This is a genomic window from Phaeobacter sp. S60 (assembly GCF_000826845.1).
Taxonomy (GTDB): Bacteria; Pseudomonadota; Alphaproteobacteria; order Rhodobacterales; family Rhodobacteraceae; genus Phaeobacter; species Phaeobacter piscinae.
Window position 1 is genome coordinate 470,518 of record NZ_JSWJ01000003.1, and the last position, 17,566, is coordinate 488,083.

Sequence of the window (17,566 nt, forward strand, 5' to 3'; positions counted from 1 at the left end):
ATGGCAAAGACACCCACGGGAAAAACACCCACTGGCAAAAACACCTCCGGGCGCGGGCAGCGCGATCTGAAGGTCAAGGTGAAGACCGCCCGTGGGCGCAAGCTCAGCTCAACCCGCTGGTTGCAGCGGCAGTTAAACGATCCTTATGTGAAACGAGCACAGGCCGAAGGTTACCGTGGGCGCGCGGCCTATAAGATCATGGAAGTCGACGATAAATTTCGGTTTCTCATCAACGGCGCGCGGGTGGTTGACCTCGGTTGTGCGCCGGGTGGCTGGGCGCAGGTCGCGGTCAAGCGGATCAACGCCTTGGGTGAAAAACCAGGCAAGGCGGTTGGCCGTATCATCGGTGTCGATCTGCAAGAGGTGGAGCCGCTGCCCGGTGCCGAATTCCATCAACTGGATTTCATGGATGACGGTGCCGACGACAAAGTCAAAGAGTGGCTGGGCGGTAAGGCAGATGTGGTGATGTCAGATATGGCCGCGGCCAGCTCCGGTCACAAACAGACCGATCACCTGCGGATCATCTCCCTCTGCGAGACGGCAGCTTACTTTGCCTTCGACGTGCTGGAGGATGGCGGGACGTTTGTTGCGAAGGTGCTGGCAGGTGGCGCGGAGGGCGAGTTGCAGAAACTGCTGAAGCAGAAATTCACCAAAGTCTACCATGTCAAACCGCCATCTTCGCGGTCCGATAGCTCCGAAAAATTCGTGGTCGCCACCGGTTTTCGCGGCGATGCATCAGAAGCTGCGGAAGACTAACGCCAGTTAGACGTGTTTCGGGTGGGGTGATGACCCCTGCCCCGATGGTAATCAGATCAGCGCGGCGCCACACTGCCAAAGGAGCGAAGCGCCATCGTCTGCAGGGCGAGCGTTTCCAGCGAAGTGCCTTCAGCACGCAGGGTCACACGCGGCATGTCCACACGCTTGCCCGGCTTGCCCTCCGTGCGGCGCGCAAACAAGCGCTGGACCAATGGGCGGGTCGGAAATTTGTTTTGCAAAAGACGCATCTGATCCTCATACCATATAAGCTGTCGTGGCTTGTATGATCTGAGGATAGATAGATCGCTGGGTCGTGATCGTGACCCAATTGTGGCAAGACTGCCTTATTGTTGCAATTTGCGAAACAATTATGGCCAACGCGGCATGCTTGCGACTCGCCTAGTGACCCGCACTTTATCTTCAGGATGTCGGATGCAGTAGCACGCCGTTCAGCTCCGCTCCGAGGATCAGAATGGCAGAATTGAGATAGAGAAAGATCAGCGCCGCCATAGCTCCGGCAAGGCCGGCATAGGTGGCCGAATAGGCCGCAAAACTGCTGATGTAGATGGCGAAAGCCAATCCCGCGGCCCACCACAGTACCACTGTCAATATCACTCCGGGCAATACCTGTGTAAACCGGTGGCGCTTTGCCGGGAGCAGCATGTGAAATGCAAATACCGCAATTAGCGGCACAGCGGCCACCAATATGCCGTTCAGACCGCTCTCCCAGTTGCGGGCGAGTGGAACCTGCGGAAAGAAACTGGCCAGATGGCGCGCATAGAGCGGCAGGATCAGCTCAAACACGGCTGCCGCCATAATACCGGCACCGCCAAGGATCACCAGGCCGATGCACAGGCCTCGGGTTTTCCAGAAGGGCCTGTGGTCCCGTTCATGATAGGCCTGAACCATCGCCAACCGCACCGCATCGACCCCGTTTGAGGCAAAGTAGATTGCAATCACACCACCCAACGTCACCACCCCCGTCGAGGAGGTCGCCAGGACGGAATAAACCTCGCGCACAATCGGATCAGAGACGCTTTCAGGCCATGAGCCGAAAACCAGTTCGACCAAGTTCTTCAGGTCAATCGCCTCGGAGAACGACCCTGCCACCGCACCAGTCAGCGCCACCGTGAACAGAATGAACGGAAACAGGGCCAGCATGAGTGACATGGCGATATGACTGCTCAGCACCCAGCCGTTCTTGTCGTTGAACCGCTTAGCGGCCAGATACAAGGCATAGGCGCCGGGCTTGACGTAGGGACGGATGTTCATGGGAAACGGTCTCATAGCTTGGATCGAAAAACCAGCCCTTTCAGAGAGATATAGCCAAACCAATCCACCAGATGTAGGGTCGAGCTCAAGATAAGCCATAGGATAGCATTGAGATGTTTGAGGTCGTTTTAAGCACATCTGGGCTGCTGTTGATGTGGGGGCTTGCAGGGCTTGCCTCTCTCAAGGCGGCGCGCACGGCCCGCACACCTCAGGGCGCTATTGGCTGGGTGGTGTTTCTACTGTCAGCGCCGCTGCTGGCGCTGCCACTGTTTTTCTTTTTCGGGCAGCGCAAATTCTCCAGCTACCGTGCGACACGAAGGGAGGCGGAACGGGTGCTTAATGCGCTGCGCGTCTATTCCACCCGTTATACTCAGGACCGAGATCAACTTGCAGTGAATCAGGCGCCCTTCGAACAGCTTGCCGGATATCCGGTCTGTCGGGGCAACAGCTTCGAGCTGCTGATCGACGGCACCGATATCAGCGATGCCATCATCGAAGCCATTGATGTAGCTGAAGACTACGTGCTGGTTCACTTCTACATCGTGCGGGACGATCAGATTGGCCAGCGGTTCAAATCGGCGCTTATCCGGGCGTCTTCTAGGGGTGTGGCCGTCTGGTTCATGACAGACGCGGTTGGCAGTCACGGGCTTTCACATCAATACCGTGCGGATCTGGACGCGGCAGGTGTCAACCAGGTTGACCCCAGCACGCGGCCCGGCCCCAAACATCGCTTCCACCTCAACTTTCGCAATCATCGCAAGACAGTGATTGTCGATGGTCGGGTCGGTTTTACCGGTGGGATGAATATTGGTGATGAGTATATGGGTCGCGATCCCAAATTTGGCGACTGGCGCGATACACAGGTGCGGCTCAAAGGGCCTGTGGTCCAGCAATTGCAGCTTGGCTATGCCGAAGATTGGTTCTGGTTGACGGAGGATCCGATCCTTGACCTGCTGACTTGGGAGTGTGCGCCAGTGGTTGAGGGGGGGAAACCTGCACTGGTGGTCGAAACAGGCCCTGGCGACAACACCGTAAACGGCTCGATGTTGTATTTCTCTGCAATTACCGCTGCGCAGTCGCGGGTCTGGCTGTCATCGCCATATTTTGTGCCAGATCAGGATGTTGTGGCTGCGTTGAAAAACGCCGCCCTGCGCGGCGTTGATGTGCGCATCTTGTTGCCGGATACTGTGGATCACTACGCCCCATGGCTAGCTGCTTACGCCTATTTCGACGACCTGCGCGACGTCGGCATCAAAATATATCGGTATCAAGCCGGGTTTCTTCACCAGAAGGCGTTTGTGGTGGATGACAGCATTGCGGCGGTGGGTACGATGAACCTCGACAACCGGTCATTCCGGTTGAATTTCGAGAGCATGGCGCTGTGTTTTGATAGCGAGACCGCAGATCAGGTAGCCGACATGCTGGAGCAAGACATGGCGTCTGCGCGCCTTTTAACGAAAGCTCTGGAGGCGCAACCGCCGACAATCCGTTTTGGCGCGCCGGTTGCCCGTCTGCTGGCCCCTGTCCTTTAAACTCAGACCGCGAACTCTCAGCGCTCGCTGACAGGCGCCGTATCTTCCAAGAGGAATACTTCACGCAGGGCAGCGACCAGAAACGCCGTACTGATGCCAAAGGCAAAAAGACCCGTTACCGCACCAAAGGCCGCGAATATTCGCATTCCCTCGCCCAGAACGATATCGCCGTAGCCCAGCGTTGTATAAGTCGCGAGCGAAAAATAAATCGCGGTATTCCAATCACCTATGGCGCCGGAAAAGATCAGCGCCGTGGCCCAGATCCAGACCTGCAGGGTATGGGCAAAGACAATCAGGCCAATTGCCACCGCAAGTATAGCACTAATCTGCACAAAGTGCCGCCCGCGCTGCAGAACACCAAGTCGTTTGCGCAAGACATGAATACAGAGGACCAGCAATCCGGCTTCGACCACCAGACAAATACCAAGGTACAAGCTGCCTAGCAGCAGCTGTTGGATGAGTGTCATGACCCCTGCCCCTCATACGCCGAGTTTCACGCGGTTGGCATCCGCATATCTTGCGACCGAGCCGGCCTAGATCGCGGCTTTGTGCAGTCTATTCACTCAGCGTTGGGACATGCAATCGCGATAATGCTGCTTGACCAGTCGTTTGCGGCGCGCCTCTGGTGTATTGAAATAATCGTCACGATCCTCGGCCTCCGACCCACGACGGGATCCGGCGCTGCGGACCTTGCCATCCTGCACGCTGATACCAATACGGGCGGTGCCTGAGAACGTGATCCCGACGCGATCATTGCCCAGCCGCAGGTGATCGGTGGCATCGCTACGGGGTGCCCCTGCATAGGCCTCGGCCCGGCTGCGGCACTGCGCCTCGCGACTGGTGTTTCCTGTTTCCGCCAGAGCGGGCTGGCCCAGACAGAATGCCAGCATCGCCAGTGCGACAATTTCACAGCGGTGACGGGATGGCAGTGGGAGCAGCGACATGGCAAAACCTGATTTAAGCAGCCCGGTAAAATGACATGGGCATTGCTCAAATGGGGGCTAGATCCCTTCGGGTCAATGCTGTGCAGTGTGCGGGCGCAGTCTATGTCGGCGGCAGGCTTCTGTGGCTCGGGGCTGAACAAAACATGAAGCAGATAAAAAATATGTGTTGTCAAAAGGTTGCGAAGTGATGCTCATCATTGAGGACGTCAACAAGTCCTATCAAGGTCCCTCCGGTGATATTCCGGTTCTGAATGGGGTATCACTGCATCTGGCAGCCGGGCGCAGCCTGGCCCTGACCGGGGACAGCGGGTCAGGCAAAAGCACACTGCTCCATCTGGCGGCCGCTTTGGATCAGGCCGACAGCGGGCGGATTATGGTGGATGGCATCTCCCTTGAAGGGTTGGATGATGCAGGACGTGCCGCCCTCAGGCGTCAGCAGGTCTCATTGGTGTTTCAGCAGTTCAATCTGGTTCCGGCTCTGACCGTGGCGCAGAATATCAGCCTTCATGCCCGGCTGGCCGGGCGCGTTGATCTGGGTTGGATAAAGGCACTGACGGAGCGACTTGGATTGGCGAAGTTTCAGGAGCGCTATCCCGAGCAGCTCTCCGGCGGACAACAACAGCGTGTTGCCATTGCGCGTGCGCTGGCCATGCGGCCAAAGCTGCTTCTCGCGGATGAGCCAACGGGAAATCTGGATGAAGGTTCAAGTGCTTCGGTGATGGCGCTCATGCTGGATCTGGTGCGCGAAACCGGTGCCGCGCTGCTACTGGTGACGCATTCGCAGGCCATTGCCTCACAGCTTGATCAGCAGCGTCATCTTAGCAAGGGGCGCCTTGATACTGACATCCGCTATGAAATGAATTCGTCCGGTGGGACCCTGCGCGAGGGCAAGGCGTGATCAGGGCCACATTCACGGCGATCCTGTCGCATTGGCGTCTGCATCCGCTGCAGCTGGCGATGCTGGTGACCGGCCTCGCGCTTGCCACGGCGCTCTGGTCTGCGGTGCAGGCCATCAACGCAGAAGCCCGCGCCAGCTATGCCGAGGCTGCGGCGCGTATATCCCCGTCGGGGCAGACATATCTGACACCTCAAGATGGATATATCGAACTGGATCAATATGTTGCGCTACGACGTGAAGGTTGGCAACTGTCACCGGTGTTAATCGGAACACTTACTGAGGATACCGCCGAAGCGGGCGCGACGGATCTGGAAGTGATTGGGATAGATATCCTGTCGCATCCGATGATGGCCCGGCTGGCTGCGACGGACAGCTCCCCTGACGAAAGCGCGCAGGCGACGTTGACCCCTGCGGACCTACTGCTGGCCCCCGGTCATCTGTTTGCGCATCCTGACAGTGATCTAGGTCCGCTGTTGCGCAGCCTGCCACCTGTGACACGCACCACGGCGGTGCCGCGTGGGGTGGTGGTCGGCGATATCTCAACAGTCGCGCGCCTTCTGGGAAAGCCGTTTTTTATCAGTCGGTTGGTGATCCTTGATGAGCAACCCATCGGCCTGCGCCCACTGGCAGAACTGGCCCCTCAGCTGCGCCTGCAAACGGCCTCCACCGGCGCGGATACCGCGCAGCTGACGCGGAGTTTTCACCTTAACCTCACCGCTTTTGGACTGTTGTCCTTTGCGGTGGGCTTGTTCATCGTGCAGGGCACCATCGCGCTGGGGATTGAGCAGAGGCGAGGCCTGTTCCGCACGCTGCGCAGTTTAGGTGTGCCGCTTAATACGCTGGTTGCGCTTATTTTTGCCGAACTTCTGGTGACAACACTGCTGGCGGCGCTGCTGGGTCTGATCCTCGGCTACCTGATTGCCGCGGCCTTGCTCCCCGGCGTAGGGGCGACATTGTCCGGGCTTTATGGCGCGTCGCTGGACGGCAGCCTGCAACTGCGCCCCGGCTGGGTGTTTTCCGGTCTGTCAATGGCGTTGGCAGGGATGGCGCTTGCAGGGGCGCAAAGCTGGGTCGGCCTGTCGCGCCTGCCCATTCTGGCGGCTCCGGCTGCGGCGGCGCGGGGTCAGCAGGCCCTGCGCGGGCATCGCCTCTCGGCACTGTCCGGCGCGCTCCTTGTGTTGGGCGCGGCAGCGATCCCTGCGCTGTTCGACGGGCTGCTTGTGGGGTTTGCCTTTCTTGCGGGGCTGATGCTGGGGGCTGCGCTTCTGCTGCCCTTGGCGCTGTCCCGGTTGGCATCGGTTGGCGTGCAGCTGGCACGCAAGCCGGTAACGCTATGGCTCTGGGCGGATATGCGGGCGCAACTGCCCGGTCTGTCGTTGGCGCTGATGGCGCTACTGCTGGCGCTGGCGACAAATATTGGTGTCGGAACAATGGTGTCCAGCTTCCGCCTCACGTTCTTGGGCTGGCTGGATCAGCGATTGGCGTCTGAGCTGTATATGACGCTGCCGCAGGAGGAGATGGCCAAAAACGTGCTGCCGTGGCTTGCCGACAGGGGAATTCGCACCCTGCCGATCCGCCACAGTGACGAGCGTTACGTGGGACCAGACGGTATCGGCGCACCGATGGAGGTCTACGGGGTGGTGGATGATGCCACCTATCGTGACAACTGGCCGCTGTTGCAGGCCGAGCCGACGGTCTGGTCGCAACTCGCCGGGGGGCGTGGCGCGCTGATCAATGAACAGCTGGCGCGGCGCGCGGATCTGGGTCCCGGAGATACGCTGGTGATCGCGCCGGACTGGCGGATGCGGATTGCCGGGGTCTATTCCGATTACGGAAATCCCAACCCGCAGGCCATCGTAGGGCTTGAAACGCTGCTGCGGCATCGTCCACTGATTGAAAACCGCCGGTTTGGTCTGCGGTTGCCCCCTGCTGAGGTCGCAGAGATCCGCGCGGCGCTGCAACGTGAGTTTGGTCTGCCGCGCAGCGCCTTTATCGATCAAAGCGCGCTCAAGGCGCAGTCGTTGGCGATTTTTGACCGGACCTTTGTGGTGACCGGGGCGCTGAACCTTCTGACCTTTGGCGTGGCTGGATTTGCCATGCTTACCAGCCTGTTGACACTCTGGAGCCAGCGCCTGCCGCAATTGGCGCCGATCTGGGCCATGGGGCTGACGCGCCAACAGTTGGCCCGGTATGAAATCCTGCGCAGCGTGATCCTTGCGGGGCTGACCGCACTGTTGGCGCTGCCTTTGGGGTTGCTGCTGGGCTGGGCGCTTCTGGCCGTCGTCAACGTTGAGGCCTTTGGCTGGCGCTTGCCGATGTCGCTGTTTCCGTTGGACTGGCTGCAATTGCTGCTGATGGCGCTTGCGGCGGCAGCGCTGGCCGCCGCCCTGCCCGCACGCCGGCTGTCGAAGCTGAAACCCGCCGATCTGTTGAGGGTCTTTGCCAATGAACGTTAAACGCGCCCTTGCGGCAGTTGTCAGCAAATTCACCCTGGCGGCGACATTGCTGGCGCTGCCCGCACCGCCCGCTGTCGCGCAGGGCTATGCCGGATTGGGAACCGAGGCGGAGGGCTTTGCCGTGCCGGTCCCCGGTCGCCCGCTGGTATTTCCACGCGATCACGCCCCCCATCCCGACTACCGGATTGAATGGTGGTATCTGACGGCCAACCTGACCGGGGACGACGGGCGTGATTACGGCGTGCAATGGACGCTGTTTCGCTCAGCGCTGCGACCCGGCGACGACAGGCAGGATGACGCAGGATCGGTGTGGACCAATCCGCAGATCTGGATGGGGCACGCAGGGTTGACGACGCCTGACGCCCATCACTCCTCCGAGCGGCTGGCCCGCGGTGGCATCGGTCAGGCCGGCGTTATCGCAGCGCCGTTTGAGGCCTATATCGACGATTGGCACATGCGCAGCCGCGACCAATACCTGCGAGATCTGACCTTGCGCGCAACGGGCGAGAGCTTCCGCTATGACCTGTCGCTTAGCGCAGATGGGCCGCTGGTGATGCAGGGTGATGCCGGCTATTCGGTGAAATCGGCGGATGGGCAGGCGAGCTACTATTATTCCCAGCCGCATTACCAGGTAACCGGGACGCTGGACCTGCCGGACGGACCTGTGGCGGTGACGGGGAAAGGCTGGCTTGATCGTGAATGGTCCAGCCAGCCGCTGTCAGAAGATCAGAGTGGTTGGGACTGGTTTTCGCTGCGGTTCAACAGCGGTGAAAAACTGATGGGTTTCCAGTTGCGCGGTGCCAGCCTGTTCACCTCCGGGACATGGATTGCGGTCGACGGCACCCCAACTCCGCTTGAGCCGGGCAGCCTGCAGGCAACGCCTGTCACGTTCACTGAGGTATCCGGGCGCAAGGTGCCGACGGAATGGCAACTGCGCCTGCCTGCGCGCGGGTTGGACGTTCGTGTCTCAGCGATGAACCCGCAGTCTTGGATGGAGATGTCCTTTCCCTATTGGGAAGGTCCGGTGCGCCTCAGCGGCAGTCACGTCGGCAAGGGGTATCTTGAGATGACCGGCTACGGCGCTGCAGCGGACTAGCGAGTGACCAGTCATCACCACACTGAATCGAATGGGGCGCCCGCTAAGGGCGCCCCATTCACATGGGTTAGCGATGGTTTCGGATCGGCTGATCAGCGGACCACATAGACCGAACAGGTCGAATGCCGGATCACCCGTGCCGCATTGGGGCCCAGCAGGTAATCCGACAGCTCCGGCTTATGCGCGCCAATAACGATCAAATCTGCACCGGCCTTGTCGGCGACCTTCAGGATTTCCTGATAGGCTTTGCCGGTAGCAACCACATGGCGCACCTTGGCGTTGCGCTCAGCGCCCAGGATCTCCTCACAGAGCTTGCCCAGATGGTCGGCGGTTTCCTTCACGGCGCGGTCATGGTGATGGTCCTCAAAGAACCCCGAGACCCAGCTTTCGCCGAAATCGGGCAGCACATTGACCACATCCAGCTGTGCCTGATCCAGATCCGCCAGCCGCGCCGCTTCGCGCAGCACCTTGGCATCAATGGTCTTGTCGCTCAGTTCCAATGCGCAGAGAACGGATTTGCTCATGCCGGGACTCCTTCCTTGCTGGCCCGTGCGCGCTGCAAGAAGGCGATCATCGCCAGTAGCAGCAGCGCCGGGATGAAGATCAACTCCTTGGGCAGCTGGTCTGCCGGGGCCTGCACACTCAGCAGGCGGACAGGTTCATCACCGTAGAAATCGAAGCTGTCCATGCCGGATTGCGCGGGCGTGCCAAACATCGGCTCATCCAGTTTGACCACACCATCCTCAGGCAGCAACATCAGGCCAAAGGCATCAACCTGCGCCTGACCGTCGCCACCATCAGCGACCGGCAGGATCAGCGTGGTACTCTTCTGCTCACCGGTGTCGAAGTCGGGACCCTCCACGGTGATCCGCAACTCACTGCCCGCAGGGGCCGTGGCAACGGTCTCCACCAACGCCGCCGGATCGGTGTTGGCAAACGGAGGCATCAGCCGGTTCATGAAGAAGTCCGGGCGGAACAGGGCAAAGGCGACCAGAACCAGCAGGACACTTTCGTAGATGCGGTTGCGGGTGATGAAATAGTTCATCGTGCCCGCAGTGAAGGCAAGAATGGCGATGGTCGCAGAAATGGCCACCAGAATGCCCTGCACCCAGCCTACATCAATCAGCAGAAGATCCGTGTTGAAGATGAAGACAAAGGGCAGCGCCACCGTGCGCAGACTGTAGAAGAACGCGACAAAGCCGGTGCGAATGGCATCCCCCCCCGACACCGCAGCGGCGGCAAAGCTGGCCAGACCCACAGGCGGTGTCACATCCGCCATGATCCCGAAATAGAACACAAAGAGATGTACCGCGATCAGCGGCACCACCAGCCCGGATTGTGCACCAAGTTCAACCACAACGCCCGCCATCAGAGAGGACACCACGATGTAGTTCGCCGTGGTCGGCAGCCCCATGCCCAGAACCAGCGAGAGAAGGCCGACCATGATCAGCATCAGGATCAGGTTGCCGCCGGACATCAGTTCCACCAGTTCCGACATCACCTGACCAACGCCGGTCAGCGTTACAGTGCCGACGATGACGCCTGCTGTGGCTGTGGCCAAGGCAATGCCGATCATATTGCGCGCGCCGTCAATTAGCCCGTTCCACAGATCATGCACCCCATCCAGGAAGCTGTGTGCCAAGGTGCTTTGCCCCCGGAACAGCGCTTTCAGCGGCTTTTGGGTCAACAGGATCACAAACAGCAGAGCCGTCGCCCAAAAGGCCGACAGACCCGGCGACTTCTGCTCAATCATCAGGAAGTAGACCAAGACGATGATCGGCAGCAGATAGTGCAGACCTGCCTTGTAGATCTCGCCGACAACCGGCAGTTCGACCTCCGCCGCATTGGGATCATCTGGCACCAGATCGTCAGTTCCAGCAGCCAGCCACAATAGCCCCAGATAGGCTGCAACCACCAAGAGCGACAGGACAAGGCCAGAGGCGCCGGGGATGGCTGCGGTGATTGCTTTGATCGGGTATTGGATGCCGTAGCAAAGTGCAGCAAACCCTGCGAAAAACGCAGCCATGCCGCCGATCGTCCGTCCCATAGACACAACACGGTTGCCCAGCGTGGGCATGTTGCGCTTCACCGCCTCAAGATGGACGATATAGACCAGCGCGATATAAGAAATCGCCGCCGGCAGGAAGGCATGGGTGATCACCTCGACGTAGGAAATGCCGACGTATTCCACCATCAGGAAGGCCGCAGCGCCCATGACGGGAGGCATGATCTGGCCATTCACCGAGGAGGCAACCTCGACCGAACCGGCCTGCTCTGAACTGAACCCCACCCGCTTCATCAGCGGAATGGTGAAGGTGCCGGTGGTCACAACATTGGCGATGGAGGAGCCGGAAATAAGACCGGTAGCGGCAGAACCGACCACCGCAGCCTTGGCCGGACCACCCCGCAGGTGACCAAGGGCACCAAAGGCCATTTTGATGAAGTAGTTGCCAGCCCCGGCCTTATCCAGAAGCGCACCGAACAGCACGAAGAGAAACACGAACTTGGTGGAGACGCCCAAGGCGATGCCAAACACACCCTCCGAGGTGATCCACATCTGCTCCATGGCACGGTCCAGCGATGCGCCTTTCCAGCGGATCACATCGGGGACCAGCTCCGACGAGCCGAAGAAAACATAGAGCATGAAAACAGAGGCCACGATGGCCATCGCCGGCCCGAGCGCGCGGCGCGCGCCTTCAAACAACAGCACAAGGCCGATCGCAGCAAAGATCGTGTCGATATCATCACCCTTGCCACCAGAATTCACGATTTTCTCGTAGAAAATATAGCCATAAAGTGCGGTAAATGTACCGATCAGGGCCAGGATCCAGTCCTGAACCGGGATCCGGTCCGTCGGGCTGCTCTTCAGGGCCGGATAGGCCGCAAAGGCGAGGAAAATCGCAAAAGCCAAATGGATCTGGCGTGAGTTATTCACCACGCTGCCGGGTAACAACAGGTTAGAAACTGGCGAGGCCAGCACCACCTGAAAGACCGACCATATTACCGCTACAATGGCCAAGAAAAGCCCAACCGACCCAACCGGGTTGCGCGCGCCGGCATCGGAGGATGCGACGAGGTCCTGTAGCTCTTCTTCGGTAAGCGGTCGATTTCCTTGAACATCGGATGTCATGGAGTATCCCCCTGAGGCCGTCTGTCTCTGCGGCCGGTTATTCTTGGGTGTTGCCCTTGGCCCCGACGCGCCCTGCTCCCTTTTGGAGTTTCAGCGCTTCATGGCAAAGGGCAAAGCCATCACGGCAAGGGCAAAACGGGGCGCCATTGGCGCCCCGCTGCAATCATCAGAGATGGGTTACTCTACCCAGCCCTGCTCTTTGTAGTATTTCGCAGCACCGGGATGCAGCGGCGCGGACAGGCCTGCGGTTGCCATTTCCTCAGGCTTGAGGTTGGCAAATGCTGGGTGCAGCTTTTTGAAGTCATCGAAGTTTTCAAAGACCGCTTTCACTACGGTATAGACTGCCTCGTCGGAGACCTGATCGGAGGTGACGAACGTTGCGCCCACACCAAATGTGCTGACATCGGCGTCGGAGCCACGGTACATGCCACCAGGGATGGTTGCGGTCCGGTAGAAGGAGTTGTCTGCGATCAGCTTTTCAACAGCTTCGCCATCAACGGTCACCAGAACGGAGTCACAGGCGGTGGTGGCTTCCTGAATGGAGCCGGACGGGTGACCCACGGTGTAGACCATCGCGTCGATCTGGTTGTCGCAGAGCGCAGCCGACTGTTCTGCCGCCTTCAGCTCGGTTGCCAGCGCAAAGCTGTCCATGCCCCAGCCTTTGGCTTCCAGCAGCACTTCCATGGTGCCGCGCTGACCGGAACCGGGGTTGCCGATGTTGACGCGCTTGCCCTGCAGGTCGTCAAAGTTGGTCACACCGGCATCGGCGCGAGCCACAACGGTGAAGGGTTCGGGATGCACGGAGAATACCGCGCGCAGACCTTCAAAGGCGCCCTGATCTTCGAATTTGGAGGTGCCGTTATAGGCGTGATACTGCCAGTCAGACTGCGCCACGCCAAACTCCAGCTCGCCTTCGCGGATGGTGTTGATGTTGTAGACGGAGCCGCCAGTGGATTCCACGGAGCAGCGAATACCATGCTCTTTGCGGGTTTTGTTGACCAGACGGCAAATCGCGCCACCGGTCGGGTAGTACACGCCGGTTACACCGCCGGTACCTATTGTGATGAATTCCTCTGCCATGGCAGCAGGTGCCATGAAAGCAGATGCGACAAGGGCGCTAACGGCCAGCTTGGTGTTGGTCATATGTGTTGTTCTCCCACGTTTTTTGTCGTCGAAACCGTAGAGCCGCCAAAATCGCGGCTGGGGGTTGTTGAACCCTTGGGGACATGTAGACGCCAGGTGTGATTTGTCGCGTATTCTGGCAACAATTTCCGGCAGGTCCAGAGGCTTAAGCGTTTCAGGCGCATCCGGCCGAGTCAAGGCTTGCAGCCCGCCCCATTGCCAAAGCGCACGGGGTTTCTGCGTATCTGACACTGATCCCGGAAATTTCCCCCGTACCCACATCCGTTGGATTCGGCGTAGTGTGGCAGATTGTCACACCAATGTGCAAGCCAACTCTGCCATTCAAGCCCCTTACATGGCGATATTTTTTTGCGACAACCTTGGAAACGTCGACGCCATAAAAGAGTGGATCCGACACCGCAAGGGGCAATAACGTAAAAGCCTCCCCATTCCTATTGTGGGCACCGCTTCATCTGCGGACAGCGGTCAATTGCGCGCATTGTGAACACAGTCGCCTGACAGCGTGATTTTCTCGCCGATCACCCGGCGAAGCACTGATGGCGGCTTGCCCAAGCAGACATCTGGTCGCAAGATGGTGCGACGGGCATATGCCGCGTTCAGGACTCTGTGAGGGATCATAGGGTCAGTGACACACCAACATTTGGTCCCGACGCCGGACCGCCGGGCCTCCGGACCTAACCACAGTCGCCAGCAGCAAGGCCAGCAGAAGGACAACTCCAATGGAATATCACCGACCCAGCAGCTTTGCCGAGGCGGCAGAGCTGGCGGCCTCAGCCAAGGGTGTGACCCGTGTGCTGGCCGGCGGCACCGATGTGCTGGTGCAGATGCGGGCCGATATCGTCACGCCAGATACGCTGATTGATATCAAGTCAATTGAGGGGGTGCGGGACATCCGGCAGGACGACGATGGCAGCTGGACGATCGGCGCCGCCGTAGCTGGCGCTGAGATGAGCGAGCACCCTGGCCTATGTGCCGCCTGGCCCGGTGTCGTGGAGGCGATGGATCTGATCGGCTCAACCCAAGTGCAGGGCCGCGCCACGTTGGCTGGCAATCTGTGCAATGCCTCGCCAGCGGCGGATAGCGTGCCGGCCTTGGTTGCCGCGCAGGCGACCGTCAGCATCACCGGCCCAAAGGGAGATCGCCGCGCAGCTGCTGTGGATATTCCCTCAGCCCCAGGCAAAACCACGCTTGCCCCCGGCGAGCTGATCACCGCCGTGCATCTGCCCGCCACTCAACCGCGTCAGGGCGATGCCTATCTGCGGTTCATTCCGCGCACCGAAATGGATATTGCAGTTGTTGGTTGCGGCGTCTGGCTGCGATTGGAAGGCGACACCATTGCGGAGGCGCGTGTTGCACTGGGCGCTGTTGCCCCTACGGTGCTGCTGGTTGAGGCCTGTGCCGATGCGCTGGTTGGCTCCACGCTGGACGATGCTGCGCTTGAGCGACTGGCCACCGCCGCCTCCGATGCCTGCACTCCGATCACCGACAAACGCGGCACCGTTGCCTTTCGCACCCAAGTGGCGGGCGTGATGGCACGCCGCGCTGCCGAGATCGCCTATACCCGTTCCAAGGGAGACACAGCATGAGTTCGAAAATCCACGTCTCTGCCACCATCAACGGCGATGCGGTCGACTATCTCTGCGACCCGCGCGAAACCCTGCTGGATGTTCTGCGTGACCGGTTGAACCTCACGGGCGCCAAGGAAGGCTGCGGCACGGGTGACTGCGGGGCCTGTTCGGTCACGCTGAATGGGCGGCTGGTTTGTTCCTGCCTTGTCCTCGGGGTTGAGGCAGAGGGTCAGGAGATTGCCACGGTCGAAGGCATCGCGCCCGGCGAAACACTGCATCCACTGCAACAGAAATTCATTGACCACGCCGCGCTGCAATGCGGGATCTGCACGCCGGGTATTCTGGTGGCAGCCAAATCTCTGCTGGAGAAAAACCCGGATCCAACAGAAACCGAAGTGCGCTATTGGCTGGCGGGCAACCTCTGCCGCTGCACCGGCTATGACAAGATCATTCGCGCCGTGATGGACGCGGCAGCAGAGATGCGGGGGGCATCATAATGGCTCTGGATCAACGAAAAACCGACTTCACCCAAGTGGGCACCCGTCCCAATCGTCCCGATGGTCTGGACAAGGTCACTGGCAAGGCGCGCTTTGGCGCCGATGTGACGGCGCCGGGGATGTTGTTTGGCGCCATTCTGCGCAGCCCCCATGCCCATGCCCGGATCAAACATATCGACACCAGCAAGGCTGAGGCGCTGGGTGATGTGAAGGCGATTGTCACCCGCGCCGATTTTTCCGACGCGATCCAGCCCGCTCCAGGGCTCGAAGGTGAACAATGGAATGTGCTGGAAAACGTGATGGCAGGCGACACCGCGCTTTATGATGGTCATGCCATTGCCGCGGTTGCCGCCACCTCTGCCCTCGCCGCGCGCGATGCGCTGAAGCTGATCGAGGTTGAGTATGAGGTGCTGCCTCATGTAACCGATGTCGACAAGGCCATGGCCAAGGATGCGCCGGTGATCCGTGAAGGGGCAGCCGATTACTCCGTGCCAGAGGGGATGCACCCCAATGTGGTGCGTTATCACGAAAGCGGTCATGGCGATGTGGAGGCGGGTTTTGCCAGGGCTGACCTTGTGGTGGAGGAGCATTTCGTCACCGAGGCGACGCATCAGGGCTACATCGAGCCACATGCCTGTCTGGCCCAGCTGGGGCAGGACGGCAAGGGGGAACTGTGGTGCTGTACCCAAGGCCACTGGTATGTGCAGAAGAACTGCGCGGCGTTGTTGGGCATTGAGACATCACAGCTGCGCGTCACCGCCTCGGAAATTGGCGGTGGATTTGGTGGCAAGACCACTGTGTTCATCGAACCCGTGGCCCTGGCGCTGTCGCGCAAGGCCAATCGCCCGGTCAAACTGGTGATGAGCCGCCCGGAGGTGTTTCGCGCCACAGGCCCCACGGCGTCAACCTCCATGGATATCAAGATCGGCATGACTGCGGATGGCATCATCACCGCAGCGCAGGGCACCTTCCGCCTGCAGGGCGGTGCCTTTCCGGGGGCGCCTGCGGATATGACCGCCATGTGTGCCTTTGCGCCCTATGATCTGCAGAATGTCCAGCAGATCGGTTATGACGTCATCAGCAACCGCCCCAAACAGGCCGCCTATCGCGCACCGGGATCGCCCATGGCGGCCTATGCGGTGGAATCCGTAATTGATGAGCTGTGCCGGAAGCTGGATCTGGACCCAATCGAAGTTCGGCTGAAAAACGCGGCGCGCGAGGGCACCAAAGCCTCCTACGGACCAAAATTCGAACGCATCGGTCTGGTCGAAACGCTGGAAGCCGCCAAAGCCCACCCGCATTACAGCGCCCCACTCAAACCCGGTCAGGGGCGCGGGGTCTCCTGCGGGTTCTGGTTTAACCATGGGGGCGAGACCTCGGTGTCGTTGTCCCTGTCTGAGGACGGCACCTGTCAGATCTCGGTCGGGACACCGGATATCGGCGGCTCTCGTGCCTCCATGGCGCTGATGGCGGCAGAGGTTCTGGGCATTCCCTATGAAAGCATCCGTGTCACCATCGCAGATACCGCCACATTGGGATACAATGACGTCTCCCACGGCAGCCGGGTGACCTATGCCAGTGGCCTCGCGACAATCAAGGCGGCAGAGGACGCTGTAGTCAAACTCAGCAAACGTGCTGCCGCGAAATGGGGCATCCCGGAGGATGCGGTCAAATGGGAGGACGGCCACGCCGTGCCCTCTGGTCCGAATGCGGGCAATTTTGACCCGATCCCGCTAGCTGAGATCACCCGCGACATGGGCCAGACCGGCGGTCCCATCTCGGGCCATTTCGAGGCCACGCCCGAAGGCGCCGGTGTCTCCTTTGCCACCCATATCGTCGATGCCGAAGTGGACCCGGAAACCGGCAAAACCGCTGTCACCCGCTACACCGTCATTCAGGACGCGGGAAAGGCGATCCACCCCACCTATGTGGAGGGGCAGTTTCAGGGTGGAGCCGCACAGGGTATCGGCTGGGCGCTCAATGAGGAATACATTTACGGCGAGGATGGCCGGTTGCAGAATGCGGTGTTCCTCGATTACCGGATCCCGGTGGCCTCTGATCTGCCGATGATCGACACGGTGATCGTCGAAGTGCCCAACCCCGGCCATCCTTTTGGTGTGCGCGGCGTGGGGGAGACATCCATCTGCCCACCTCTGGCGGCGATTGCCAATGCGGTCTCTGCGGCGGCAGGCGTGCGGCTGCATGCGCTGCCGATGTCACCGCCGCGTATTCTGGCAGCATTGGAACAGCAGCGCGGAACGGCAGATTGATGCA

The 17,566-nt window shown here is 60.1% G+C and carries 15 protein-coding genes; 8 read left to right on the forward strand and 7 right to left on the reverse strand.

All coding sequences use genetic code 11. The annotated features are described in order from the left end of the window. Entirely contained in the window at positions 1-756 is a 756-nt protein-coding gene (locus OO25_RS03765) for an RlmE family RNA methyltransferase (protein ID WP_040169161.1), read from the forward strand. 56 nt (positions 757-812) lie between these two features. On the opposite strand, the gene OO25_RS03770 is transcribed toward OO25_RS03765, so the two are convergent. Next, entirely contained in the window at positions 813-1,004 is a 192-nt protein-coding gene (locus tag OO25_RS03770; protein WP_040178526.1) for a hypothetical protein, read from the reverse strand. Positions 1,005-1,176: 172 nt separating this feature from the next. Further along, a complete protein-coding gene (locus tag OO25_RS03775; RefSeq protein ID WP_040169166.1) occupies positions 1,177-2,028 on the reverse strand; it encodes a YihY/virulence factor BrkB family protein in 852 nt (283 codons plus the stop codon). A gap of 113 nt (positions 2,029-2,141) precedes the next feature. Here OO25_RS03775 and cls point away from each other — a divergent pair, with 113 nt between their 5' ends. Then, positions 2,142-3,560 carry a cardiolipin synthase gene (gene cls / locus OO25_RS03780; RefSeq protein WP_040178527.1) on the forward strand — a complete coding sequence of 473 codons (1,419 nt, stop codon included), beginning with the start codon at positions 2,142-2,144 and terminating at the stop codon, positions 3,558-3,560. 17 nt (positions 3,561-3,577) lie between these two features. On the opposite strand, the gene OO25_RS03785 is transcribed toward cls, so the two are convergent. Next, complete coding sequence (locus OO25_RS03785; RefSeq protein ID WP_040169171.1) at positions 3,578-4,027, reverse strand: potassium channel family protein; 450 nt, start codon at positions 4,025-4,027, stop codon at positions 3,578-3,580. 96 nt (positions 4,028-4,123) lie between these two features. Continuing rightward, positions 4,124-4,504: a hypothetical protein gene (locus OO25_RS03790; protein WP_040178528.1), complete on the reverse strand. Its 381-nt coding sequence runs from the start codon at positions 4,502-4,504 to the stop codon at positions 4,124-4,126. Positions 4,505-4,691: 187 nt separating this feature from the next. Here OO25_RS03790 and OO25_RS03795 point away from each other — a divergent pair, with 187 nt between their 5' ends. From OO25_RS03795 to OO25_RS03805, 3 genes are read left to right on the forward strand one after another with little or no spacing between them, the layout of a single operon-like run. Further along, positions 4,692-5,402, forward strand: coding sequence for an ABC transporter ATP-binding protein (locus tag OO25_RS03795; protein WP_040178529.1), 711 nt, complete (start codon positions 4,692-4,694; stop codon positions 5,400-5,402). Continuing rightward, positions 5,399-7,858 (forward strand): FtsX-like permease family protein, encoded by a 2,460-nt coding sequence (locus OO25_RS03800; RefSeq protein ID WP_040178530.1) that lies wholly within the window; start codon positions 5,399-5,401, stop codon positions 7,856-7,858. The genes OO25_RS03795 and OO25_RS03800 overlap by 4 nt, the downstream gene beginning before the upstream one ends. Continuing rightward, entirely contained in the window at positions 7,848-8,954 is a 1,107-nt protein-coding gene (locus OO25_RS03805) for a lipocalin-like domain-containing protein (RefSeq protein ID WP_040178531.1), read from the forward strand. Before OO25_RS03800 ends, OO25_RS03805 begins: the two co-directional genes overlap by 11 nt. A 92-nt stretch (positions 8,955-9,046) precedes the next feature. Here the strand turns inward: OO25_RS03805 and OO25_RS03810 are convergent, their stop codons facing one another. From OO25_RS03810 to OO25_RS03820, 3 genes are all read right to left on the reverse strand, one after another. Next, positions 9,047-9,478, reverse strand: a complete 432-nt coding sequence (locus OO25_RS03810; protein WP_040169180.1) for a universal stress protein — start codon at positions 9,476-9,478, stop codon at positions 9,047-9,049. Continuing rightward, the gene (locus OO25_RS03815) at positions 9,475-12,084 is read right to left on the reverse strand and encodes a TRAP transporter permease (RefSeq protein WP_040178532.1); all 2,610 of its coding nucleotides are present in this window, start codon (positions 12,082-12,084) and stop codon (positions 9,475-9,477) included. The genes OO25_RS03810 and OO25_RS03815 overlap by 4 nt, the downstream gene beginning before the upstream one ends. 177 nt (positions 12,085-12,261) lie before the next feature. Then, complete coding sequence (locus OO25_RS03820) at positions 12,262-13,227, reverse strand: TAXI family TRAP transporter solute-binding subunit (protein WP_040169182.1); 966 nt, start codon at positions 13,225-13,227, stop codon at positions 12,262-12,264. A 719-nt stretch (positions 13,228-13,946) separates the two neighbouring features. Here OO25_RS03820 and OO25_RS03825 point away from each other — a divergent pair. From OO25_RS03825 to OO25_RS03835, 3 genes are read left to right on the forward strand one after another with little or no spacing between them, the layout of a single operon-like run. Further along, entirely contained in the window at positions 13,947-14,813 is an 867-nt protein-coding gene (locus OO25_RS03825; RefSeq protein WP_040178533.1) for a xanthine dehydrogenase family protein subunit M, read from the forward strand. Further along, the gene (locus OO25_RS03830; protein WP_040178536.1) at positions 14,810-15,292 is read left to right on the forward strand and encodes a (2Fe-2S)-binding protein; all 483 of its coding nucleotides are present in this window, start codon (positions 14,810-14,812) and stop codon (positions 15,290-15,292) included. Before OO25_RS03825 ends, OO25_RS03830 begins: the two co-directional genes overlap by 4 nt. Beyond that, positions 15,292-17,562, forward strand: a complete 2,271-nt coding sequence (locus OO25_RS03835; protein ID WP_040178537.1) for a xanthine dehydrogenase family protein molybdopterin-binding subunit — start codon at positions 15,292-15,294, stop codon at positions 17,560-17,562. Before OO25_RS03830 ends, OO25_RS03835 begins: the two co-directional genes overlap by 1 nt. Positions 17,563-17,566 lie beyond the last annotated feature (4 nt).

Bases quoted from the DNA above. Each gene is read 5' to 3' on its own strand.
- OO25_RS03765 (WP_040169161.1), top strand. From the start codon at position 1: ATGGCAAAGACACCCACGGGAAAAACACCCACTGGCAAAAACACCTCC.
- OO25_RS03770 (WP_040178526.1), bottom strand. From the start codon at position 1,004: ATGCGTCTTTTGCAAAACAAATTTCCGACCCGCCCATTGGTCCAGCGC.
- OO25_RS03775 (WP_040169166.1), bottom strand. From the start codon at position 2,028: ATGAACATCCGTCCCTACGTCAAGCCCGGCGCCTATGCCTTGTATCTG.
- cls (WP_040178527.1), top strand. From the start codon at position 2,142: ATGTTTGAGGTCGTTTTAAGCACATCTGGGCTGCTGTTGATGTGGGGG.
- OO25_RS03785 (WP_040169171.1), bottom strand. From the start codon at position 4,027: ATGACACTCATCCAACAGCTGCTGCTAGGCAGCTTGTACCTTGGTATT.
- OO25_RS03790 (WP_040178528.1), bottom strand. From the start codon at position 4,504: ATGTCGCTGCTCCCACTGCCATCCCGTCACCGCTGTGAAATTGTCGCA.
- OO25_RS03795 (WP_040178529.1), top strand. From the start codon at position 4,692: ATGCTCATCATTGAGGACGTCAACAAGTCCTATCAAGGTCCCTCCGGT.
- OO25_RS03805 (WP_040178531.1), top strand. From the start codon at position 7,848: ATGAACGTTAAACGCGCCCTTGCGGCAGTTGTCAGCAAATTCACCCTG.
- OO25_RS03810 (WP_040169180.1), bottom strand. From the start codon at position 9,478: ATGAGCAAATCCGTTCTCTGCGCATTGGAACTGAGCGACAAGACCATT.
- OO25_RS03815 (WP_040178532.1), bottom strand. From the start codon at position 12,084: ATGACATCCGATGTTCAAGGAAATCGACCGCTTACCGAAGAAGAGCTA.
- OO25_RS03820 (WP_040169182.1), bottom strand. From the start codon at position 13,227: ATGACCAACACCAAGCTGGCCGTTAGCGCCCTTGTCGCATCTGCTTTC.
- OO25_RS03825 (WP_040178533.1), top strand. From the start codon at position 13,947: ATGGAATATCACCGACCCAGCAGCTTTGCCGAGGCGGCAGAGCTGGCG.
- OO25_RS03830 (WP_040178536.1), top strand. From the start codon at position 14,810: ATGAGTTCGAAAATCCACGTCTCTGCCACCATCAACGGCGATGCGGTC.
- OO25_RS03835 (WP_040178537.1), top strand. From the start codon at position 15,292: ATGGCTCTGGATCAACGAAAAACCGACTTCACCCAAGTGGGCACCCGT.